The 21,525-nt window shown below is 68.0% G+C and carries 21 protein-coding genes, 2 tRNA genes and 2 pseudogenes; 17 read left to right on the top strand and 8 right to left on the bottom strand.

Translation table 11 applies throughout. From position 1 onward, the window contains the following. Positions 1 to 717: 717 nt before the first annotated feature. The 5 genes from ABNF93_RS08990 (at position 718) to ABNF93_RS08970 (ending at position 5,939) form a co-directional block, all read left to right on the top strand. A complete protein-coding gene (locus ABNF93_RS08990) occupies positions 718 to 2,100 on the top strand; it encodes a sigma 54-interacting transcriptional regulator (RefSeq protein ID WP_349327363.1) in 1,383 nt (460 codons plus the stop codon). Positions 2,101 to 2,202: 102 nt separating this feature from the next. Further along, positions 2,203 to 4,170: a vWA domain-containing protein gene (locus ABNF93_RS08985; protein ID WP_349327361.1), complete on the top strand. Its 1,968-nt coding sequence runs from the start codon at positions 2,203 to 2,205 to the stop codon at positions 4,168 to 4,170. A 108-nt stretch (positions 4,171 to 4,278) separates the two neighbouring features. Next, entirely contained in the window at positions 4,279 to 5,013 is a 735-nt protein-coding gene (orn, locus tag ABNF93_RS08980; RefSeq protein ID WP_349327360.1) for an oligoribonuclease, read from the top strand. Between the two features lie 120 nt (positions 5,014 to 5,133). Continuing rightward, a tRNA-His gene (locus ABNF93_RS08975) sits at positions 5,134 to 5,209 on the top strand. A gap of 370 nt (positions 5,210 to 5,579) precedes the next feature. Continuing rightward, positions 5,580 to 5,939 carry a VOC family protein gene (locus ABNF93_RS08970; protein ID WP_349327358.1) on the top strand — a complete coding sequence of 120 codons (360 nt, stop codon included), beginning with the start codon at positions 5,580 to 5,582 and terminating at the stop codon, positions 5,937 to 5,939. A 241-nt stretch (positions 5,940 to 6,180) separates the two neighbouring features. On the opposite strand, the gene ABNF93_RS08965 is transcribed toward ABNF93_RS08970, so the two are convergent. Beyond that, complete coding sequence (locus ABNF93_RS08965) at positions 6,181 to 6,528, bottom strand: nitroreductase family deazaflavin-dependent oxidoreductase (protein ID WP_349327356.1); 348 nt, start codon at positions 6,526 to 6,528, stop codon at positions 6,181 to 6,183. Between the two features lie 132 nt (positions 6,529 to 6,660). Here ABNF93_RS08965 and ABNF93_RS08960 point away from each other — a divergent pair, with 132 nt between their 5' ends. The 3 genes from ABNF93_RS08960 to ABNF93_RS08950 all read left to right on the top strand — a co-directional run bounded on the left by ABNF93_RS08960 (position 6,661) and on the right by ABNF93_RS08950 (position 9,351). Next, complete coding sequence (locus ABNF93_RS08960; RefSeq protein WP_349327355.1) at positions 6,661 to 7,521, top strand: DUF3592 domain-containing protein; 861 nt, start codon at positions 6,661 to 6,663, stop codon at positions 7,519 to 7,521. Between the two features lie 175 nt (positions 7,522 to 7,696). Beyond that, a complete protein-coding gene (locus ABNF93_RS08955; RefSeq protein WP_349327354.1) occupies positions 7,697 to 9,247 on the top strand; it encodes a phytoene desaturase family protein in 1,551 nt (516 codons plus the stop codon). A gap of 31 nt (positions 9,248 to 9,278) precedes the next feature. After that, positions 9,279 to 9,351, top strand: a tRNA-Lys gene (locus ABNF93_RS08950). 682 nt (positions 9,352 to 10,033) lie between these two features. Here the strand turns inward: ABNF93_RS08950 and ABNF93_RS08945 are convergent. Beyond that, on the bottom strand, positions 10,034 to 10,726 hold the full coding sequence (locus ABNF93_RS08945) for a DUF998 domain-containing protein (RefSeq protein ID WP_349327353.1): 693 nt from the start codon (positions 10,724 to 10,726) through the stop codon (positions 10,034 to 10,036). 38 nt (positions 10,727 to 10,764) lie between these two features. Here ABNF93_RS08945 and ABNF93_RS08940 point away from each other — a divergent pair, with 38 nt between their 5' ends. After that, entirely contained in the window at positions 10,765 to 11,358 is a 594-nt protein-coding gene (locus ABNF93_RS08940) for a PadR family transcriptional regulator (protein WP_349327352.1), read from the top strand. 275 nt (positions 11,359 to 11,633) lie between these two features. On the opposite strand, the gene ABNF93_RS08935 is transcribed toward ABNF93_RS08940, so the two are convergent. Next, entirely contained in the window at positions 11,634 to 12,389 is a 756-nt protein-coding gene (locus ABNF93_RS08935; RefSeq protein ID WP_349327351.1) for a class I SAM-dependent DNA methyltransferase, read from the bottom strand. 388 nt (positions 12,390 to 12,777) lie between these two features. Here ABNF93_RS08935 and ABNF93_RS08930 point away from each other — a divergent pair, with 388 nt between their 5' ends. From ABNF93_RS08930 to ABNF93_RS08920, 4 genes are all read left to right on the top strand, one after another. Beyond that, a complete protein-coding gene (locus ABNF93_RS08930; protein ID WP_349327349.1) occupies positions 12,778 to 13,155 on the top strand; it encodes a VOC family protein in 378 nt (125 codons plus the stop codon). 161 nt (positions 13,156 to 13,316) lie between these two features. After that, positions 13,317 to 13,700 (top strand): phosphotransferase, encoded by a 384-nt coding sequence (locus ABNF93_RS34875; RefSeq protein WP_502877561.1) that lies wholly within the window; start codon positions 13,317 to 13,319, stop codon positions 13,698 to 13,700. Next, on the top strand, positions 13,610 to 14,173 hold the full coding sequence (locus ABNF93_RS08925; RefSeq protein ID WP_349327756.1) for a phosphotransferase family protein: 564 nt from the start codon (positions 13,610 to 13,612) through the stop codon (positions 14,171 to 14,173). The genes ABNF93_RS34875 and ABNF93_RS08925 overlap by 91 nt, the downstream gene beginning before the upstream one ends. An 81-nt stretch (positions 14,174 to 14,254) precedes the next feature. Further along, complete coding sequence (locus ABNF93_RS08920) at positions 14,255 to 14,686, top strand: bleomycin resistance protein (protein WP_349327348.1); 432 nt, start codon at positions 14,255 to 14,257, stop codon at positions 14,684 to 14,686. A gap of 564 nt (positions 14,687 to 15,250) precedes the next feature. Here the strand turns inward: ABNF93_RS08920 and ABNF93_RS08915 are convergent. The 3 genes from ABNF93_RS08915 to ABNF93_RS08905 all read right to left on the bottom strand — a co-directional run bounded on the left by ABNF93_RS08915 (position 15,251) and on the right by ABNF93_RS08905 (position 18,614). Next, the gene (locus ABNF93_RS08915; protein WP_349327347.1) at positions 15,251 to 15,400 is read right to left on the bottom strand and encodes a hypothetical protein; all 150 of its coding nucleotides are present in this window, start codon (positions 15,398 to 15,400) and stop codon (positions 15,251 to 15,253) included. A gap of 789 nt (positions 15,401 to 16,189) precedes the next feature. Continuing rightward, positions 16,190 to 18,061 carry a hypothetical protein gene (locus ABNF93_RS08910; RefSeq protein ID WP_349327345.1) on the bottom strand — a complete coding sequence of 624 codons (1,872 nt, stop codon included), beginning with the start codon at positions 18,059 to 18,061 and terminating at the stop codon, positions 16,190 to 16,192. A 172-nt stretch (positions 18,062 to 18,233) separates the two neighbouring features. Then, on the bottom strand, positions 18,234 to 18,614 hold the full coding sequence (locus tag ABNF93_RS08905; protein ID WP_349327344.1) for a PLP-dependent aminotransferase family protein: 381 nt from the start codon (positions 18,612 to 18,614) through the stop codon (positions 18,234 to 18,236). Positions 18,615 to 19,327: 713 nt separating this feature from the next. Between ABNF93_RS08905 and ABNF93_RS08900 the strand changes: the two genes are divergently transcribed. The 3 genes from ABNF93_RS08900 (at position 19,328) to ABNF93_RS08890 (ending at position 20,184) form a co-directional block, all read left to right on the top strand. Then, positions 19,328 to 19,546 carry a hypothetical protein gene (locus ABNF93_RS08900; protein ID WP_349327343.1) on the top strand — a complete coding sequence of 73 codons (219 nt, stop codon included), beginning with the start codon at positions 19,328 to 19,330 and terminating at the stop codon, positions 19,544 to 19,546. Positions 19,547 to 19,559: 13 nt separating this feature from the next. Next, the gene (locus ABNF93_RS08895) at positions 19,560 to 19,793 is read left to right on the top strand and encodes a hypothetical protein (RefSeq protein ID WP_349327341.1); all 234 of its coding nucleotides are present in this window, start codon (positions 19,560 to 19,562) and stop codon (positions 19,791 to 19,793) included. Positions 19,794 to 20,043: 250 nt separating this feature from the next. After that, positions 20,044 to 20,184, top strand: coding sequence for a hypothetical protein (locus ABNF93_RS08890; protein WP_349327340.1), 141 nt, complete (start codon positions 20,044 to 20,046; stop codon positions 20,182 to 20,184). 314 nt (positions 20,185 to 20,498) lie between these two features. On the opposite strand, the pseudogene ABNF93_RS34870 reads toward ABNF93_RS08890, so the two are convergent. Next, positions 20,499 to 20,783 (bottom strand): annotated as a pseudogene (locus ABNF93_RS34870) (FAD-dependent oxidoreductase); the annotation flags it as partial. Between the two features lie 165 nt (positions 20,784 to 20,948). On the opposite strand from ABNF93_RS34870, the gene ABNF93_RS08885 reads away from it, so the two are divergent. Then, entirely contained in the window at positions 20,949 to 21,314 is a 366-nt protein-coding gene (locus tag ABNF93_RS08885; protein ID WP_349327338.1) for a DUF6221 family protein, read from the top strand. A gap of 83 nt (positions 21,315 to 21,397) precedes the next feature. Here the strand turns inward: ABNF93_RS08885 and ABNF93_RS34865 are convergent. After that, positions 21,398 to 21,525, bottom strand: a pseudogene (locus ABNF93_RS34865) (IS630 family transposase); the annotation flags it as partial.

Here is a 21,525-nt window from a genome sequence, read left to right as displayed (position 1 = left end):
ACGCTTGGGGCGCACCAGCGCCCGCCCATCCAGGTCCCTCACCGGCCGGGCACACCACGCCCAAGGGGACGCTTGGCTGGGGCCCGCCTCCCAGCCAACCACTGGGCCAATCGCCGAGCCCTCCCATCGGCCCACCTCCCGGCCAACCCCAGGGCGGTCCAGGCTGGGGCCCACGAGGGGGCCAACCCCAGGGCCCTCCCACCGGCCGGCCGCCGGGGCCGCCACAGGCTTCGCCGGGACCCGGCGCGCCGCAGGGCTCGTTCTCCGGGCACTCGTCCTCCGGGCCACAGCAGGTCCCACCGAACGGACCCGTCTGGGGCTCACCGGCGGCCTACCCGGCGCCACCGCACAGCGGTCACCCGGTGCCACCGCACAGCACTCACCACCCGGCAGGGGATCCGTCGCCGGGCGCACCACCAGGACGGTCACCCCACGGTCAACCACTGCGCCCGCCCGGCTCCGACCCACAACCTGCACCTCACCAGCAGGGAAACGCGCACCCGCCGGAGTGGCAGAACCACCAGCAGGGGCAGACACCACCACCACGCCAGGCGCAGTACGACGGCCGGACCTCCTGACGCTGCTGATCATCGGTGGCCGAGAGCGGCGGTCGCACACCTGTCCGACCCGTTCCGACGGTCGCGAATTCCCGCGCCCGGAAATGGTTTACATGACAAGGCTCCCCCAAACCGCCTCCTCCGACGTACGGTCGATGGCGTGACTCGACCCTCGACGCTCGGTGGACTCCGTGCCACCGACCACGTTCAGCGCACTGTCAAGGAAGAGATCCGCGCCAATCTCACCGCCGCGCTCGCGGACGGGAGCAATGCGTTCCCCGGCATCGTCGGGTTCGACGACACGGTGTTGCCGCAGCTGGAGCGGGCCCTGCTCGCCGGACACGACCTCGTGCTCCTCGGCGAACGCGGCCAGGGCAAGACCCGGCTGATGCGCACGCTCGTCGGCCTGCTCGACGAGTGGACACCGGTGATCGACGGCTGCGAGATCAACGACCATCCGTACTCCCCCAGCTGTGTCCGGTGCCGCCGGCTCACCGCGGAAGCCGGTGACGACCTGCCGTTGGCCTGGAAGCACCGCGAGGACAGGTACGGCGAAAAGCTGGCGACGCCCGACACCAGCGTCGGCGACCTGGTGGGTGACGTCGACCCGGTACGCGTGGCGGAGGGTCGCACACTCGGTGACCCGGAGACGATCCACTACGGACTCGTCCCGCGCACCAACCGCGGCATCTTCGCCCTCAACGAGCTGCCCGACCTCGCCGAACGGATCCAGGTCGCGCTCTTCAACGTCCTGGAGGAGCGCGACATCCAGGTCCGTGGCTACACGCTGCGGCTGCCGCTCGACCTGCTGCTGGTCGCGTCGGCCAACCCCGAGGACTACACCAACCGGGGCAGGATCATCACGCCTTTGAAGGACCGGTTCGGCGCGGAGATCCGTACGCACTACCCGCTCGAGGTGGACGAGGAGATCGGCCTCATCGCCCAGGAGGCCCACCTCGCCGCGCCGGTTCCGGAGCACCTGATCGAGGTCGTGGCGCGGCTCGCCCGCGGACTGCGCGAGTCTCCGTCGATCGACCAGCGGTCGGGTGTCTCCGCACGCTTCGCCATCACCGCTGCCGAGACCGTCGCCGCTTCCGCGTTGCGGCGTTCGGCTCTCACCGGTGAGTCCACGGCGATCGCCCGGATCTGCGACCTGCCCGGCGTACTCCCCACCCTGCACGGCAAGGTGGAGTTCGAGATGGGTGAGGAGGGACGCGAGCACGAGATCTTCGCTCATCAGCTGCGTGTCGCCACGGCCGAAACCTTCCGCGACCGGCTGCGTGGCCTCGATCTCGCGGGCTTCACGGCGCGGTTCGAGGAGGGTACGACGGTCGAGACCGGCGAGCTGACCCGTGGCGACGAGCTGCTCGACCAGATGGGTACCGTCCCCGGCCTGGCGAAGGTCCTGGACCGGCTCGGACTCGGCGACGCCGCGTCACCGGGTGAGGTCGCGTCGGCAGTGGAGTTCGTCCTCGAGGGCCTGCACCTCACCCGCCGGCTTGCGAAGGAGACCGTCGACGGCATGACGGTGTATGGAGCGTGAAGTGACGACTGAGCGAAGTGGTCGGCCCAGCGAGGTACGAGCGACGCCGTCCGCGCAGCGAACGAGGAACCCGAACGCGACCATCGAGCATGGAGCTTGATGATGCCTGACCGGAGGTTCCGTTACGGGCCGTGGGACGGCGGGCCGGATCCGCTGACCTCGCCGTACGACGTCCGCGAGGCGCTCGACGAGCTCGGCCGCGAGGTGCTCTCCGGCGCAAGCCTGCGCGAGGCGCTGCGCGAACTGCTCCGCCGTGGGCCGGAAGGTCGACGCGGTCTCGACGACCTGCTCGCCCGTGCGCGCCAGCGCCGCGAGGAGGTACGCCGACGCGGTGACCTCGCTGGCACCCTCGACCGCGTACGCCAGATGCTCGACCAGGCCCTCGCCGCCGAGAAGGACACCCTCGCCCGTGACCCGGGTGACGACGCCCGGATGCACGAGATGGAGCTCGACACACTCCCCGACGACACGGCGCGGGCGGTGCGGGAGCTCTCGTCGTACGACTGGCAGTCCGACGAGGCGCGGCAGACGTACGAACAGATACAGCAGATGCTGCGCAGGGACGTCCTCGACGCCCAGTTCGCCGGGATGAAGCAGGCGCTCTCCGGCCAGGACCCGGCAGTCAGCGAGGCCGTCCGCGACATGCTGGCCGACCTCAACCACCTGCTCGCGGCGCACGCGCGGGGCGAGGACACGACCGACAAGTTCGCCGAGTTCATGGACAAGCACGGCGAGTTCTTCCCGGAGAACCCGCGCAACACCGACGAGCTCATCGACCTGCTCGCCCGCCGGGCGGCCGCTGCCGAACGCATGATGCGGTCGCTGTCGCCGCAGCAACGCGACGAACTGGCCCGGCTCATGCAGGAAGCGCTGGGTGATCCCAACCTGGCCTCGCAGCTGGGACAGCTCCGCGACAACCTTCGCGCCCTGCGTCCCGGACTCGAGTGGGACGCACGCGCCAGGATGCGCGGGCAGGAACCGCTTGGTTACGGCGAGGCGGTCGAGGCCGTCGCCGACCTCGCCGACGTCGAGGCCCTGATCGAGCAGCTCGCCCAGGAACACCCCGGTGCGACCCTGGACGACGTCGACGTCGAGGCGCTCGAACGCCAGCTCGGCCCGGGAGCCACGGTCGACATGCGGGCGTTGCGGCAGCTTGAGCAGGAGCTGGAACGCCAGGGCTACGTCGCCCGCGGACCCGACGGCCTGCGCCTCACCCCGAAGGCGCTGCGCCGGCTCGGTGAGGCCGCTCTCAGCCGGGTGTTCCAGCAGCTCGAGTCCACCGGCCGCGGCGACCACGACGACCACCGCACCGGTGCCGCCGACGAGCCGGTCGGGACCAGCCGCGAGTGGCGGTTCGGCGACGAGCATCCCATCGACGCGACACGTACGGTCCACAACGCCGTGCTGCGTTCGGCCGGCACCCGCTCGGGACCACCGGTGCACCTGAGTGTCGAGGACTTCGCGATCGCCGAGACCGAACGCCGTTCGTCCGCGGCCGTCGCGCTCTGCGTCGACCTGTCGTATTCCATGGTCCAGGAGGGCCGCTGGGGTCCGATGAAGCAGACCGCGCTCGCGCTGTCGCATCTCGTCGCGACGCGGTTCCGGCAGGACGCGCTGGAGATCATCGGCTTCGACCGGGTGGCGCGGCGGCTGTCTCCCGTCCAGCTCGCCGAGATCGAGCCGGACTGGATCCAGGGCACGAACCTCCAGCATGCGTTGATGCTCGCCGGCCGCCACGTACGCCGGCACCCCGACGCCGAGCCCGTCATCCTCGTCGTCACCGACGGCGAACCCACCGCGCACCTGCTGGCTGACGGCGAACCGTTCTTCTCCTGGCCGACCACGCACGAGACGCTGCGGGCGACGATCAACGAGGTCGACGCGGTCACCCGCTACGGCGCGACGCTGAACTTCTTCATGCTCGGCGAGGACCCGGGGCTGGCGCGCTTCGTCGACGCGGTGGCCCGGCGCAACGGTGGCCGAGTCTTCACCCCCGACCTCGACCGGCTCGGCGACTTCGTGGTGGCCGACTACCTCCGGGCCCGCCGCGGCTTCCGCCGGTCGGCCTGACTGCGCGCTGGCCTGACTGCGCGCTGGCCTGACTGCGCGCTGGCCTGACTGCGCGCTGGCCTGACTGCCGGCTCGACACGCCGGGGCCACCGCATAGGGTGGAGCGCTATGTATGACCGTCTGGTGTGGATCGACTGCGAGATGACCGGGCTCGACTTGCGGGCCGACGCTCTCGTCGAGGTGGCCGCGCTGGTCACCGACGGCAACCTCAACGTACTGGGTGAGGGTGTCGACCTGGTGGTCAAGCCGCCACAGCAGGCGGTCGACCAGATGCGCGACATCGTACGCACGATGCACACAGCGTCCGGCCTGCTCGACGAGCTCGCGGGCGGGGTCTCGCTCGCGGAGGCCGAGGAGCGCGTCCTGTCCTATGTCCGTACGTACGCGCCGGAATCCAACAAAGCTCCCCTCGCGGGCAACACGGTCGCCACCGACCGGGCGTTTCTCGCCCGGGACATGCCGGCACTGGAGAGCCATCTGCACTACCGGATCGTCGACGTCTCCTCGATCAAGGAACTTGTCCGCCGTTGGTATCCGCGGGTCTACTTCGCCAGCCCCGACAAGACGGGAAACCACCGGGCGCTCGCCGACATCCGCGAGTCGATCGACGAGCTGCGCTACTACCGCGCGGCGGTCTTCGTCCCAGCGCCTGGCCCCGACTCCGCCGCGGCCAAGACGATCGCCGAGGAGATCCTCGGCAAGCCGACCGGCGGTACCCAGCCCGCGCCGCCGGTGTCCGCCGCGACCGAACCCGTGCCCGCCGAGGCGCCGGACGAGCCGTCCACGGCGACCCCGGCGCGGCCGGACTCTCCTGGTCCGGAGACACGCGCCGAGGGCACCTGATCTCGGTGCGGGAGCCGGCGGGCGCCCGGCTACACTTGGCGGGTCGCGAAGCGCTGCTTCGCGGCAGTCGTCCGTACGGACCCCGGTTCGGTGCTGCTGATCGGTGTGCATACGGCCGTGGTGGGTGTAGCTCAGTTGGTAGAGCACTGGGTTGTGGTCCCAGTTGTCGCGGGTTCGATCCCCGTCACTCACCCCAGAGGAAAGCCCAGGTCAGAGCCATGATGACCTGGGCTTTCCGGTGTTATGGGGTGCTGAGGGGGAGCCTGCTGGCCGGTTTTGGGGGCGAAGATGGGGGTGATCTTGAGCGGGAACCCACTCAGGGCCGGGCGTTCGCGCTTCTCCAGCCTTGCCGGTTTGCGTCAGACCGACCCTTCGCGGCAGGTATCTGTGCCCGCCTGTGATGGGGCTTCGGCGTGCCGAACTGGTTGGTCGCGGACCACACGTCCTGACGCACGTAGTGGAGCCCGAAGACTGGCGAACGAGGAGGACGGGACCCCGGCAGGGTCGGCTCGTGGTGGCCTGGCCGTGCCGAGTCGGCGTAGAGTGCCGCGCCTCCAACTGATCAGGTGGTGGTGACGATGTACCGGCTCAGCACAGTCATACTCAACGTGCCAGACGTCGACCGGGCGGCCGAGTTCTGGAGCAAGGCCCTTGAGCCCACTGACAATCTGCGGCTCGCTTGGCGTACCGCCAACTCAGTGGCATTCCAGCCATCAGGTCCTGGTGGCGTAGGGCTGACGTTCAATGCCAATGATCAAACGCACTTCGACCTCAACACGCTGGGACCGGACGGCGACACCGAGGAGCGCGACGCTGACGTAGCTCGACTCCTCGGGCTCGGGGCCAGGCGCGTCGAGTGGCCCCACCGTGACGGCATCGTCGTCCTAGAAGACCCCAACGGGCTCAAGTTCTGCGTGATCTGCTGACCTGGGTGCAAAGTCGAACGTCGCTCGGCCGTGCCCGCACGAGGACGGCGCCCCGGCGCCGCCCGCTAGGTGCGCCGTAGGGAGCCCAACCGGGCGGTCCCAGGGTGATTGGACCCACCTCCGCAGACGGGTTGTGGTCCCAGTTGTCGCGGGTTCGATCCCCGTCACTCACCCCAGCAGACAGGGCGGCCGATCTCCGGATCGGCCGCCCTGTCGCGTGGAGTAGAGCAAAGATGTCGCGTCACCCAAGCTCGATTTCGATCATTGGTGAACTCTGAATAAGCTCCTCGAGTGGGGCTTGGCTGAGATACCACGAGGTCTGCACGTCGATGAAGACCTGGTGGCGCAGTCGGCGATCAGTGATCGGCCGCGCAGTGCCAGGCAGATCCCGATCTTCGATGTGGACGATCACCGCAGGGTTCGCGAGCACATTGGCGTACCAGTGCCGAGGGCCCGGTGTACCCGTGACGACGAGCCGCCCGTCCACATGGAACCACCAGATTTCGATGCGCACAGGTCGACCCGACCGGCGTCCCCAGGTCGTGAGGTCGATGGTCCGATTGGCCGCGAGCGCCGCGATGTCGATCACGTCCGTCAACCTAGGACCTCCACCGCGGTTCAGGTCAAGCGGCTGGCAGCCTGGCAGACAGTGGCCGCGTGCCGAGGAAGACCTCGTGAGGAGGATGTACGCAGGACAAGCACCTTCACAGCCGGAGGACCCATGAAGCCCTGGTATGCCGCGAGCCTCGTCCTCCTTGTGCTCGGCGTGCTCTTCGCGGGAGTGTCGTTCGTACGACTGCGCACGCTGGAACGGTTGCGCCGTCAGGGCGTCACGGCGACCGGCGTCGTGGTCGGGCAGGATGCGAGCTTCCAGTCCTCGTCGGCCGACTCGAGCGGCGGCTTGGTACACGCTCCGGTCGTGCGATTCACCACCCGGACCGGCCAGGTCGTCCAGGTGAGACCTCCGGCGCAGGCGACCCACACGAGCTACATCCCGGGGCGGCCGGTGGTCGTCCACTACGACCCGGCGGCGCCGGAGCGCGCGGTGGTCGCGGGCTTCGAACGCGGCATCTACCGGATCTTCCTCGCGATCGGGGTGACCGCGCTGGTGGTGGCCGCGGCGCTCGCGGTGCTGCCGGCGTCGGGTCGGGCGGCGGTGGTGGGACTGCTGCCGGTGCTTGCTCCGCTGGGTGTGGGGCTGGTCTTCGGCGGGATCGGGTGGGGCAGAGTCCGCAGGGTGGTCCGGATCCAGCGTTCCGGCGTGGAGGCGTCCGGCGTCGTCGTGGGAGAGACCACGAGTCGGACCCGCGACGGCATCGCCGTCCACCACCCTGTCGTCCGCTACGTACTGCCGGACGGCCAATGGGTGGACGTCCCGTCCTTCCGCGGCACTGTCTCCCGGCGGGCGCAGCAGGGCCAACAGGTGGTCGTCCGGTACGACCCCGCCGATCCCGGCAAGATGCTGCTTCGCGGCGACGGGCCGGAGCCGGTCTTCGTGATCTTCGCGATCGTCGGCGCCGTCGCGCTGGCCGCGAGCGTGGCGATCGCGTTCGTCCTCACCGGCCTGGGCGGCAGCACCTGAACTTGGGGCCTGGGGCCTGGGCCGTCAGCCCCAACAGCCCCGGATGCCCCGCTTCCGTCCCGTGATCATGATCGTGATCATGAGGGTTTTTGGGGCTTATCGTCCGCTTTTCCTTCATGATCATGGAACGGTGCCTCGACACCGCGTCGCTCAGGCACCGCCTAGGCTGCTGGCCGTGGAGCACTTCGATGTCGTCGTGGTCGGCGGCGGGCACAACGGCCTGGTGGCCGCCGCCTACCTTGCCCGGGCGGGCCGGTCGGTCCTGGTCCTCGAACGCCTGGACCACCTGGGCGGCGCCGCCGTGAGCGAACGAGCTTTCCCCGGCGTCGACGCCAGGCTGTCGCGCTACTCGTACCTGGTCAGCCTGCTGCCGGACCAGATCGCCAGCGATCTCGGGCTCGACGTACGTCTCGCCTCACGCGCGGTCGCGTCGTACACCCCGGTCGTCCGTGACGGCACGCCCACCGGCCTGCTGGTCGAGCGCGAGCCTGGTCCCGCGACCGCCGACTCGTTCCGGCGTCTCACCGGTGATGACAAGGAGTTCGACGCCTGGCAGAGCTTCTACGCCGACCTCGCGGAGGTGGCCCGCCGCCTCGCGCCCACGATGCTGGAACCACTGCGGTCGGCGGCAGACGTACGAGAGTTGGTCGGTACGAAGGCCTGGGAGCGGTTCCTCCAGCGGCCGCTCGGCGAGGTGGTCGAGGAGTCCTTCGCCGACGATGCCGTCCGAGGCGTGGTCCTCACCGACGCGCTGATCGGCACGTTCACCCACGCCCACGACTCGTCCCTGCTGCAGAACCGATGCTTTCTGTACCACCTCATCGGCAACGGCACCGGCGAATGGAAGGTGCCGGTCGGCGGGATGGGCGCGGTGACCGCCGCGCTGGAGTCCGCGGCGCGCACGGCCGGCGCCGACCTTCGCACTGGCGTCGAGGTGGTCCGGGTCGACGCCTCCGACGACGGCGCCGAGGTCGCGGCTGTCGTGGCCGGGGAGGAACGCGTGATCTCCGCGTCCTTCGTACTCTCCAATGTCGCGCCAGCCACACTCGACCGGCTGCGGGGCCGGCCACCGGCCGAGGCTCCTGAGGGTGCCCAGCTCAAACTCAACCTGCTCCTGACCCGGCTGCCACGGCTGCGGTCCGGCGCCGACCCGCGACACGCGTTCGCGGGAACGTTCCACGTGGGCGAGGGCTATGCCGACCTGCAGCGGGCGTACGACGATGCGGTGGCGGGACAGTTGCCCACCGCACAGCCGAGCGAGCTGTACTGCCACACGCTGACCGATCCGTCGATCCTCTCCCCCGAGTTGGCCGCCCGAGGGTGGCACACCGTGACGGCGTTCGCGCTGCACACCCCGGCCCGGCTCTTCGGCCACGACAACGCCAGTGCCCGCGACCAGGCGGCGCGGAACTGCCTCGCCGCGCTCAACGTCCACCTCGCCGAGCCGATCGAGGACTGCCTGGCCCGCGATGTGGACGGGCGGCCCTGTCTGGAGGTGAAGAGCCCGCTCGACGTCGAGGCCGATGTGGGCATGCCGGGCGGCCACATCTTCCACGGCGACCTTGCCTGGCCTTGGGCCGAGACGCCCGAAGAGTCCGGTAGGTGGGGGGTGGAGACGGACGTCCGCAGCCTGCTGACCTGCGGCGCCGGAGCCCGGCGGGCCGGAGGTGTGAGCGGCATCGGCGGACACAACGCCGCCAGGGCCGTCCTCGATGTGAGCGGCTGAGGGTCGGGCTGCTATCCTCTCCGAGGTTCACGCGCCGCTAGCTCAACTGGCAGAGCAGCGGACTCTTAATCCGCGGGTTCGGGGTTCGAGTCCCTGGCGGCGCACCCGCTCTGACCTGGGCAAACGCCCAGGTCGTTTCATTTGGCCAGATGATCGTGACACCGATCAGCAGTGCAGCCATGACGCACCCCTCGACGGTAAGGCCGAGCCGACGGTTCTCTGCCAAACCGCGGCGTCGGCAACGGCCAAGCCGGCCGCTACATCAGCCAGCTGCACCCACTCATCTGGTGCCTCACACCAACTCGACCCGGACCTGTCCGACGCGGATCCATTCCGGACGGCTGTGAACACGTCCGATGAAGGGGAGTACTACGAGACGACCTTGATCATCGGAACGTGCCGCCCTCGTGCCACTGGCCGACCGACTCGGGTTCCTCTATCGGACAACAGCGAACTCGGCCGATTGCCGAATAGCGTCTCAGTACGGGGCGTGGCATCTCCACCGCCATCCGGGTCGCCCGCGCACGCAGCTCGTCGGGGTACTTCCTGGGTAGAACCATGACTCTCATCCTCCATGGATTGAGAGCCTCCATCAGACCCGGGGGCGTTCACACCGCAACAAGGCAGCCGTGTTGCGACCACCGCCAGAATCCGCCGATCCCCGACCGGACACCCGCCGGCCGTCGGGGGAACGTTGTGAACGCACGGACATGCCTAGATGAGTGCGTTGCCTGCCCCGTCCGCGCTGCACGCTCGGTGGCCGCGCCACCCCGTTCGGGACGCTGTCTAGCGCCGTCGGTACGCCAGCCATCCCATGGTGACGAACCACGCGTGCACCTGCACCGCGCCGATTCGCTGCACGAGGCCGGCGATGCCGTGTTCGGCGCCGTCGGCGGTGGGTTGGAACGTGATGAAGAATGCGACGAGTAGTGCCAGGGTGAGCGGGCTGCCGACCAGCAGCCAGGTCCCGAACCGCCGCCAGCCGGGGACGCGGCGGAAGTAGCGGCCAGCGATCAGGAAACCGACGATCGGGGTGCCCAGCGCCAGGAGGAAACCCAGCGTGTGCGGCATCATTGCTTCGAGGTTGAACAGGCCGCACATCACCTGACCTACGCCGCTGCAGGCCAGCAGTATGAGGGCGGTCCGGCGCAGGTTGGTCCACTCCGCGGCGCTGGTGGTGCGGAACACGCCGATGAGGCCAGCGATCAGCATCAGACCGCTGAGGATGAATGCCGCGTTCATGTACGGGGCGGTGGCGCCCATGCCCAGCCCGCTGATCGGCTGGCTGATCGGCGAGTAATCGGTGAACCGGTGGTCGAACAGGGTGTAGCCGTTGCTCACGGAGCCGAGGACGAGCCAGGCCGCCGTGAAGAGAGCCGGACCGACCACGGCGCCGAGTGCGAGCCACCGCATCGGAGAAACGGATCGGTCGAGGATCTCATTGCGGAGCTCTGAAGTACCCATAAGTGGACTAGTCATGTTGTGACTATAGACCTCGCAGCAGCTACGCTCAATGGGTGTCCGCACCGCGCCGCTCTGTGCTTGCACTGGCCATGCTGTCGATGCTCAGCGAGGAGCCGATGCACGCGTACCGGATGCAGCAGCTGATCAAGGAGCGTCACAAGGACGACGTGGTCAACGTGAGCCAGCGCAACAGCGTCTACCAGACCATCCAGCGGCTGGTCCGCGACGGCCTCGTAGAGATCGCGTCCACCGAACGCGCCGAGAACCGACCGGAACGCACCACATACCGGATCACCGACGCCGGCCGGACGACAATGAGCGAGTGGCTGCGCACCATGCTGTCGACACCGGCGCCGGAGTACCCAGAGTTCCCCGCCGCACTCTCGTACCTGCCGAACCTCTCTCCCTCGGATGCGACCGCCGCGCTGACCGCTCGCATCGGCCGGCTAGAGCAACGACTGACCGTGCTCGACGGGGAGATCGCCCACGTCGCCAGGTTCCTGCCGCGCCTGTTCGCTGTCGAATCCGAGTACCAGCGCCAGGTGGTGGCGGCCGAGCTGACGTACGTCCGGAGCCTGGTGGAGGACCTGCGCGCCGAACGAATCACATGGCCGTTCGTGGACGGCGCGCCCGCCTGGCCCGACTGACCCGAACTCACCACGCCGCGACCTGCAGGCGGCATTCGCGTAAGCCCGACCACAAGACCGACTCGCCACCTCCGTGACCACTAGGCCCAATCACCCTCATCTGCCGCGGAACGTGCGGGTCTCTCGTCTCAAGGGACGCCGACCTCCCTCGTCGATGTCCGTATGGGGAACGGCGCCCGAACACCGCGATGACGCACAGAGGATCAGCGTTCCGACCGGGGCCGGGTTGTATGGGGATCCTTAACGACCGGGAGTCGACCGCCGGGGCATCGGCATCATGATCGGTTTGGTTTTTGCCAGATGGAGATGCTGGAGTTGCTGTCGCCGGTGAACTCTGCTTGGTCCCATCCGGCGTAGCGGTTCACCAGATCGAGGCCCGCCAGCTTGGCCATGACATCCATCTCGGAGGGCCAGACGTAGCGGTGGTGACTCGTGCCTGGGCTGACCACCACGCCGTTCTCCAAGGCATAGTGGTGGCACAGTAGGCGTTGGGTTACGAGGTCGTAGCTGTCGAAGATGAGCTGGGTGTCCGTGGCGGTGGCGGGTACCACGGTCTGACCTGGCGGGAGCTGACGCAGCTGGGGAACCCAGACCTGGATCACGAAGTATCCGCCTGGCCGCAGATGCCGCGCAGCGTTCTGGAAACAGGCGATCTGCTCGTCCTGGTGCAGCAGGCACGTGATCGCGTTGGCGATGAGGAAGACGAGCTGGTAGTCGCGGCCGGGCGCGTCGGCCGTGGCCATGCTTCCCACGGTCACGGGCAGCTCGGCGGCAGGCATCGCGGAATGGAGCACCTCGACCATCGCGGGCGACACATCGATACCGGCGACCGGAACACCGCGCCGAGCAAGCGGCACCCCGATCCGCCCCGTACCGATAGCGAACTCCAAGGCTGGACCGTCTCCCGCCAACTCAGCGAGAAAGTCAATCATGGGAGCGGTCGCCGCGGTCTCCACTGCCTCATCCGGGCTCCAGTCGGCCGCGATACGGTCCCATCTCTCACGCTGTTCGGCACTCGAGTCCATCACCATCGGTGGTCCTCGCGCCAGATCGCCATGGTGAGCGATCCTCGCAAACGGGCATCCGGGCTGGCCACTGAGTTTCGCGAACAGACCAAAGGGTGTCCTAATCGGTGCGTCATACTGCGGAATGCGTCACAATCTCGTTGATGTTGCGCGCTCGACGGTCGAGGGGACGGAGCGCGGTGACATCGCCGATCCGTGGACCGTTCAGAATGCTCATGGCAGAGCAGCAGCCGCAGCGGCGCGTACGGGTGATGTTGTCTTGAAAGTGCTGCGGCTCAAGATCTGATGGCGCTCTTCCGCTCGCGGAGGTCAAGCAGCGGGATCATGGCGCCCAGTCACACGGCTACGGGCTTCGGGAGGAGCGACCCCGGTGGAACAGGTACACGCAGACAACGTGATCGAGTTCGGTGGCGTTTGTATCGACTGCGGACCGGATCAGTTTGAGAGCATGGTCGCGTTCTACGTTGCCGCGCTCGGGGCGGAGGTGGTCCACCACGAGGAGGACTGGGCTTCGCTCTGCGATCCACGCCGCACTTTCATCAACATTCAGGCCCAGGACTGGTACGTGCCACCTGTGTGGCCAGAAAACGTGGCGGGGCGAACGAAGATGATCCACTTCGAGTGCGGCGTCAGCGACATGGAGGCGGCGGTCGCGCTTGTGGTCCAGTCAGGTGGGATGGTCGCGCCGTACCAGCCCTACGACCGCGACCCAAGTCGGCTGGTCGTTGTGCTCGACCCAGCTGGCCATCCGTTCTGTCTCCTGGCCTCGTGAAGGTCGATCGCTGGTCGCCGGAGCATCCGAGCTGGGAGCCAAACCCGTCCGCCGACAGTGCGCGAATCCAGACATGTACGCACCCTGCACTGCCCGGCTGCGCATGGAACGGGCCATCCGGACCCCCATCCACGGCTGAGCGAGACCTGGGGAGACAGCTGATGTCGATGCGGTTGCCCCGCTGCCGTGCCGGTGCGGTGGGTGCCCTCTACGAGATCTGGCGCCGCGATGCTGACCCTCTCGTGTTGAAGGTCTATCCGGCGGACCTGTCGCCTCGCATGCGGACCGAGGCTTACGTGTACGGGTTGCTCGCCGGCGTTGACGGCGTTCCGGCACCACAGGTTGTCGCCAGCGATGACTCCGGCACAGTGCTGCCCCTGGCCTACTTGTTGATGACACGACTCGATGGCATACGGCTCGCGGACGTCCGCGACAGGCTGGCCGAGGAAGAGGCCTGGCGATCTACCGTCAGATGGGGCAGATCCTGCGCCGCATCCACACGATCCGGTTTGCCAAGTGCGGCGAGATCTCCGGCGGCGAGTTGATCGCGGCTGGCACGAACGCGGACTACATGCGCGGCATGTTTGCGCAGCAGCTACAGGATTTCGACGCCCTCGGTGGTCCGGCCGACCTTGGGGACCCGATGCGACGGTTCGTCGCACAGCACGATCCAGCACTTACAACCAGTCAAGGTGGCGTGTTGTGCCACAACGACTACGTGGACGGGAACATTCACGTGACCGAGACCAGCCACGGATGGCAGGTCAGCGGTGTCGTCGACGTCGAGAGGGCCGTGGTCGCCGATCCACTCTTAGACGTTGCACGCAGCACCCGGTCGAAGTCCGCATGGTTTGCCGCCTTCGGCGCCGGCTACGGTGTTCGTGTCGGCGTCGACGACGAGCTTCTAGCCCTCTATGATCTGTACCACGTCCTGGAGCTGTGGGACTGGTTCGCCAAGAGGAATTGGGCCGAGCAGCTTCCCGACCTCGAGCGCGACATCGCCCGGCGCGTCACCTGATCAGCGCCCGCGGCAATCCTTCCGTCCGAAACCCCTTCGGCAAACGGACGATGGTTAGGGGTGCTGGCACAATCGAAGCCCGTGGCAGCTACGCACGCCGTGCGAGATCCCGTTCTTGTCCCTGAACTCCTGGTCCGCTCTCTTGGTGAAAGTCTGGACTTCTGGTGCCGGCTTTGCGGGTTCGCGGTGCTGTACGACCGTCCCGATGAAGGGTTTGCCTACATCGCCCGGGGCATGGCGCACGTGATGCTTGAACAGGAGGGCGTCGGACGCAACTGGGTCACCGCACCTTTGGACCGACCTCTTGGGCGTGGTGTCAACTTCCAGGTGTACGTCCCCTCGATCGAACCGCTGGTGGAGGCCCTGCGCGAGGCTGACTGGCCGCTGTTCATGGAGCCGGAAGCGAAGTGGTATCGGACTGGCCAATCCGAGGCCGGTGTCGTGCAATTTCTCGTCCAGGACCCGGATGGGTACCTGATCCGGTTCCAGTCTTCAGCCGGGCCGGAGGGCTGACGATCAGGGCGCGTAGCGCGTCCGGTAAGGGATCCGCATATGACACGCCGCCGGAGTCGCACGTATCGCGCAGCGCCCAGGCGCCCGTTGGCCGCTGAACGCGTACCCGAATCGGCGGTCACCTGATCGAGAACCGGTGAGTCGCACCGCGGCGATGCTCGCCGACTGTGACCAGCGTCCGAGCGCTCTTTGCGCGGTCGCCCCGTATGCGGTCCTGGCGTGTAGACCGATCCATCAGAGCCGCGCTGCCATGCCGATGACAGGTCATCGATGTTCAGTCTCAGGCCATGGCCTTCGTCGCGTTCTCGTGTCGCCTGATCCAAAGGATGATGGATTCGTCGTCGGTTGTGAGCGTGAGCATGCCTTGATTCCGGGGGTCCCCATCCGCGGCGGACAGATGCATCGTCGAAGACACCGCCGAAGTCACTTGCTCGCCACCACCTGAGTGGCCACGGTCGTCATCACCGATCATCTACTACGCGATGTCTTGGCCGGTGAGCGGGCTGCGGCCCGGCGCCGACGTGCTGCCGCCCGTCCAGCTATCTGTTGGCTCGCCCAACAGGCCTAGTGTCCGGCCAGCTCAGCCACGACCGGCGCGAGCGCCTCGGCGAAGTCGGCGCCGAAGACGAAGTAGGAGAAGCCGATCTCCTCCCGTCGCCGCTGATCTCGTCGGCGGCAGGCGGAGACGCGTGTGGATGGCCGCTTCAGGGTCATCAGATTCGCGAACCCCGGCCACGACCGCCACCCCATCGCGCAATGGTCCCGCACCAGCGAGCCGGTCACCGAGGCAGGAGTGCTCCACCACTGACGGACATCAAGATACAACCACCACCATGCGGCGGTGCGGCGTCCGGTCATAGGTGCCGGCACAGGTGACGAGCCGCAGCTCCCGCGTGTTGGTCGCCTTCCGAATCTTGTCGTACGGCAGCTCGTCCTTGTTCGACCCGTTCCAGCCGCACAACCCTGAACCGGTACTTGGCGCCGGCCCGGTCGGTGACGGTGATGGCGTCGCCGGCGCGGAACTCGCGGAGCCAGCAGAACACGTCTGGCCCGGACTTCAAGTCGACGGGCGTCCGCGATCATCGCTGGGCCCCTCCGGGCGCCGACCTTCGGTGTACCAGCCGGCCTGGTTCGAGTCGTAGGCCGGCGTCTGAATCGACCCGTCCGGGTTGGTCCTCGAATCTGGTGGCGAGCACGGACATCGGCTCGCGCAGCCATATCGACAGAGTTACAACCTTGCTGATGTTGTTCAGACGTCTGCACTGACCGTCGAAACCGACGTGCGATGTGTCCTGGCCGCCTCTGGGACGCACGCGCAATGATCGCGTGCGAATAGGCGGAGCCGACGGTTCTACAGACCAACAGCACGACCCGCTCTGACCTCGCGCTACGCCTCTCCAGGCTCATACTGTGGGGCCGATTTGAGAGGAGCTGCTCGCCCTCAGCGTCAGTGGACGTGTTCCCCAATCCCTCAAGAGCCTCGGCCGTACCAACGTCCGCGCCCTATGGGGTCCCCGTCAGAAGCCCTGCGGTGTCCGACACCACCGGAGCCGGTCGCCGGGCCAGGGCGCGGGCGGACCAGATGCCTGATACCAGGCCGACGCCGGCCGCGCCGTTGACACCGAGCACGGCCCGTTCGGTCGCACTCGCCCGCGGGCCACCCAGCGCCAGCAGCGCACCGGTCACGGATCCGTAAGCGGCGAGCTGGACACCGCGCCGAGATACCGTCGCGGCGGTGGCGATGGAGTCGAGCAGGAAACAGGCCTCGGCCAGGCCGGGGCCGCAGAGGACATGCGCACCCCACGGAGGCGTCCGGTCAGCCGCCAGGATGCCGATGCCACAGTCCGCGGCGGCCAGCGCGGCTCCCGGTCCGTCCGAGACCAGCGCCACGACCCGTCCCTCGGCCTGGAGCTCCCGGATCTCCGCCGGCAGACGGGTTCCGGACGAGATCATCCGCCCGGGAGAGAGTCGCCTGACCACCCCGGCGCCGTTGCCGGCGATGAGGAGCTCACCTGCCGCCCGCGCGGCCGAGAGGAGGGCCCCCGCGAGCGGCGACACCCCGGGCTCGGCGGCGAGGATCGCCTGCAGGGTGCCGTGCCAGGTGAGCCCGAGCACGACCGAACCGGGTCGGCGTACCCGCCGGGCTGCCGTCTGTGCCGCCGCCGGGACGCCCGGTGCGACCGCGGCGAGCGGGCCGAGTGCCCAGACCCGACTGCGCCGTAGCACCCGTGGTGCTTCCGGTTCGAGTAGGACGCCGACCCTTTGACGTAGCCGGCCTTCGGTTTCGGTCGCGCCGTCCAGGGCGACGAGCGGCCCCGCGACGAACTGGGCGGTGTGGAGGACTCGAGCGTCGATCACCACGGTGTCGATCCGGTCGAGCCTGCGCAGCGCGTCGCCGTCGACGACGAGAACCCCGCGCTCACCGAGAACGCGGGTGAGTTCGGCCGCGAAGCATTCGCGGGTCAACCGGGCCGCTTTGGGCGCGCTGGCGGCCAGGAATGCGGCCGTCTGGCGTAGGTCGCCGGTCGCGGCGAATGCCGTACCGCCGGCAGCCAGACCGACCAGGCCTGCATGGTCGCCGTACCGTTCCACCGGTCCGCGCGGCAACGACGCCGAGCGCGGTGGCAGATGGATCGGCGCGCAGCGCTGCCGACCCGAGCAGAGCTCGGCCTCGCGCTCCTTCCAGACCCGGCGGCGAGCCTGGACCTCACCCACCAGTGCCATCCGGTGCGCGGCGTCGATGATCAGGCCGATCGGGCCCTGCGCAAGTCCCTGCGCGAGCGCGTTGACGAGCGCGAGGCTCATTTCGGCAGAGGTCCAGCCGAGCAGTGACTCGACCTGGCTACGCAGGCGAGGCGTGTGCTCGACAAGCGGAACGAGCGCCGCTATCTCGAGCGGCAGCCGCGCCGACCGGGCGATCTTGCCTGCCACGCTCACGCTGAGACCGGCCAGGTCGGCGCCGAGCATGATCAGCTGACGCTGCAGGGGTTCGACGTCGCCGGGGTGCTCGGGCCGCTCCAGGAACCTCTCGTCCGACATCTGGTGCCGGTCCTCGACGGCGTCGATGGTCGCGACTAGGGCTTCTATCGGTACGTCACCGCCGGCGAGGTCGACCACTACCCGGCCGAGGACCGCGTTGACGGCGGCCCAGTCGACTCCCGCCACCTTCCGGAGCGCCGTTTCGAGGTCCGAGACGAGAGCCTCGGCGTCGATCCGGTGCAGGCCGCGCACTTCGATGTGCGCGCGACCGCGCCGCACCCACCAGCGGCGGCTGTCCCGATTACGGCGTGCCGGCAGAGCGGGCAGCGGCGGCAGCGACGGGAAGGAGCGCAACGACGGTAAGGACGGGAGCAACCTCGACAGCGGACCGAACACCGACCACACCTCCTCGTCGTAGGCGCTGCCAGGCCGCCCGGCCGAGACCGCTACCTCTGCCTGAGAGCAACCCCGCGGAACGCCACAGCGAAACCACCCGGTCCGGGTGGTCCGTATGCTGGTCCGTCCCGAGTGGTCCGTCCGGGTCGCCGCCGTTCCGCGGTCAGGAAGCTCACGGTGTCGCGATCCGCGCGCGGCGGCGGCACCTCGAGCCGGTCGAGTAACCCACCGCCTCCCGGATGTCGTCGAGGAGCAACGACGCCAGATCGAGCGAGACGCCATTCCGGACGACGATTCGCATCACGATGGTGCCCTTCGGGTAGCGGTACGCCAGCACCAGCCAGCCGCGTTCCCGGTGGCGGTCGGACAAGTCGAACAGATCCCAACCCCGGCAGTCGTGGTCCGCGAGCCGCCAGACCACCACCAGCAACTCGGTGCGGCCACCACCTCGAAACGCCCCCAAGGTCGGCAGGTACGACGCCACCCTGCGGCAGGCGCCCCGCACCCGAAGCCGCACCGACCCCGCCGCAGAGTTGTAGTACTGCAACAGCACATGGCCGCCTGGCCGGGAAAAGTTGAGCGCGTACTCCGTCCGGATTCAGCACGCTGGCGGCCCGAGGCGCCGCCTCATCACCTGTCCAAGGACGGCGTCGAGGTCGACGGCCACTTCTTCTGCGGCGCGCACTGTGCCCGCTCCAGACTGCCGCACGCTGCGGAGATCCAAGACGCTGCCGGGACCCGACCCAACTGATCCGGGGTCGACCCCAGACACCACACCACCGGGCTGAAGCAAGCCCACCACCGTCTCGATGCGCCGGGGCGACGCCGCTCCGTCGCTTCTTGGTGTCCTGCCTCCCTCCTGACGCGCTGTTGCCCAGGCGGAACCCCGCGGCGAGCCGCGTCGCGGGCCTCTACCCATGGCATCGGCGAGCGCGGGCACGCCAGCATGAAGTTTCATTCATGCCTAGACAAGCTGGTGGGAGTTGCTGCAGCTCGACGAAACGGCCGTTAACGTATTACATCACTGGTCATCGCCACACGGCGTTCTCGTGCAGTGACTCCGGCAAGGACGTTGGGCGGGCTTGCTATGGGTCTTGGGTCCGCACTCCAGGGCCGGCACGTTTCCCGTGGCCCCACTCCAGCTCGGTCCCTGGTACTGGGCCGCGAACTGCCCGGCACAGAAGGTCCGATTAAGGGGCGCCCGTGGGGATGGGACAGGACCGTCAGCGGTACGGGCGCAGGCACAACTCGGAACAGGGGTAAGAAGTGGAGGATTGGCCAGCTTCGACGTCCGGGTCGACGCTGCAGCCGGATGCGCAGCAGATGCTGGTCGAAACGGCTCGACGGGTGGTGGGGATGCTGGTTGCTGGCTTGGCGGGCTTTGATGCGGGCATCGCGCAACGCAACGCCTGGGAGGCGACGTGCGCTGATCTGCAACGCCTGCGGATTGACACTCACCCGAATGATGTGCGGCCGCCCGAGTGACCACTGCCTCGAGATGAGTGAGCTTCACGCGGCTCTGGTGGCCAGAGAACACGCGGAGTCTGATGTCCGCAAAGCCGTCGCCGCGCTGCTCCAACGTCCGCAGAACGTAGACCTGCAGGGGACCGTCAGGCTCAGCCAGATCAGGGAGAGGGTCGCCCGCATCCGCTACGCGACGGCGTTGCAGGCCGCCGGATGGGCGGTGCCGGAGGACTTGCTCGACGACATACCCGACTGCCAGCGGCCGTAAGAAGGAAGTCTGCCTCCGGGTCTTACTCCGGCCCGGCCAAATACGCCGGCCACTGGTTCGGTGCCCTCGCTGGCGCGCTACTTCCCTACGCTGTCCTGGATCTCTTCGGGTGTTTTAACCCGGATGCGCAACGGTTGCCGGGGTGCATCCGGGCTTAATCAGAAGCATGTCCGCCGCGGGATTGCCGTCCCGCGGCGTGGCTCGTTACAGGCCTGCCTCGTGGTGACTTCTCACCCTGGGCCGAACGACCGTGGCTGACTCCTACCGGAACGTGGTCGGGGTCTACACCCATGCCGCGACCCACAGCTACGCCATCGTCGCCGCCCCGAACGGCGCCATGATCGACCAGGCCACCTTGCCGACGACCGCAGCCGGCCTGCGGCGCGCGTGACTGGATAGGACGCCGCAGTGGCGGTGACCTCGGCGGCGTCCTGGGCCGCTGCCGAGGGAACCAGCTCCTACGGCGCCGTGCTGGCGACGCGCTCTCAGAGGCCGGCTACCGCGATCACGGGATTCGAACAAACAACAATTAGATAACCTAAGACCCCGGCCATCCCCCACCGGATCGTCGTGGATCAACCAGGTGGAACGCCGGCTTGGGGTCCTCGTTCCAGACTTTGATCCACTCACGCACCTCTTTCTCCAGGGCTGCAACGCTTTTGTGGACGCCGCGGCGGAGGATCTGTTCGGTGAGGCCGGGGAGGCTGCGGCGTCTCCGCAGGCGAAGACGCCGTGGTGGTCAGGCAGTGAGAGGTACTCGTCAACGATGAGCCCCCCTTTGTTCATGGCCAGGCCGAGTCGTTCGATGAGGAGGCCCGGGCGGACGCCTACTAACCACACCAATGATCGCGTGGGTACGAATTCTCCGTCGGACAGCCTGACGCTCGCGTCTGGGGCCTCGCGGACGGAGGTGTTGGTGCGGATCTCGACGCCGCGACGGCGAAGCACCCGGTCGGCCGCCGGAGAAGGCCGTGGGTGGAGCTCCGGCAGCAGCTGGTCGCACCCCGGGAGCCACGATTCTGGGAAGGCACTGTGTGACCGGGCCCTCGGCGGTCGCCGGACATCGAGGGCCCGGCATTGGCGGACGTGATGCCTAGCAGCCTCAGGCCCTTTGAACCCAAGCGCGCAGCCCGGTCAGTCGTACGCTCAGGAACCGTGGAGACCATCGACGGCTTTCTGCTGAAGCGGGTAGCTGACCACGAGCGGCGGGCTGTGGTCGACTACAACAAAGGTCTGAGCCAGCTCGATCTCGATCGGGCTCTCGGCACATGCCACGCCCGGCGCCAGTTGGTCACCCTGTACCGAACGTCTGTGAACAGGCAGGAGGCAAGGTGTGCATACGCCCTGGTTGTGGCAATTGTCGCGGAGCTGTACGACGATCACCCTGACTACGATGAGGACTGGCGCCCCATAGCGATCTCAGCTGCTCACCTTGACGAGCCTTGCCGCCAGCGCTTTCCAACCGAAGGAGACGGCCCGCCCCCGGTGATGAGAAAGGGAAAGCGCTTCCGATGGATATGAAACTCGAAGTTGTCGTGATCCCGGTCGCTAGGTCAGCGAATCGGACCGTGAGTTGAGCCCGGTTGGCGGCCCAGCCCTCGCTACTACCCCGTGGTTGAGATCTTTTGACGGTTCGTTTTGGTGAGGATCTGGTCGGCGGTCTTGGTCCAGACGAAGGGGTGGCAGCGGTCGTTCCAGCCGGTGATGAATTGGCGGATCTTGGTGATCAGGT

It is taken from the genome of Actinopolymorpha sp. B9G3 (assembly GCF_040120725.1).
Classification (GTDB): domain Bacteria; phylum Actinomycetota; class Actinomycetes; order Propionibacteriales; family Actinopolymorphaceae; genus Thermasporomyces.
The sequence above is the reverse complement of the archived record's forward strand: the minus strand, read 5'-3'. Positions and strand labels throughout refer to the sequence as shown.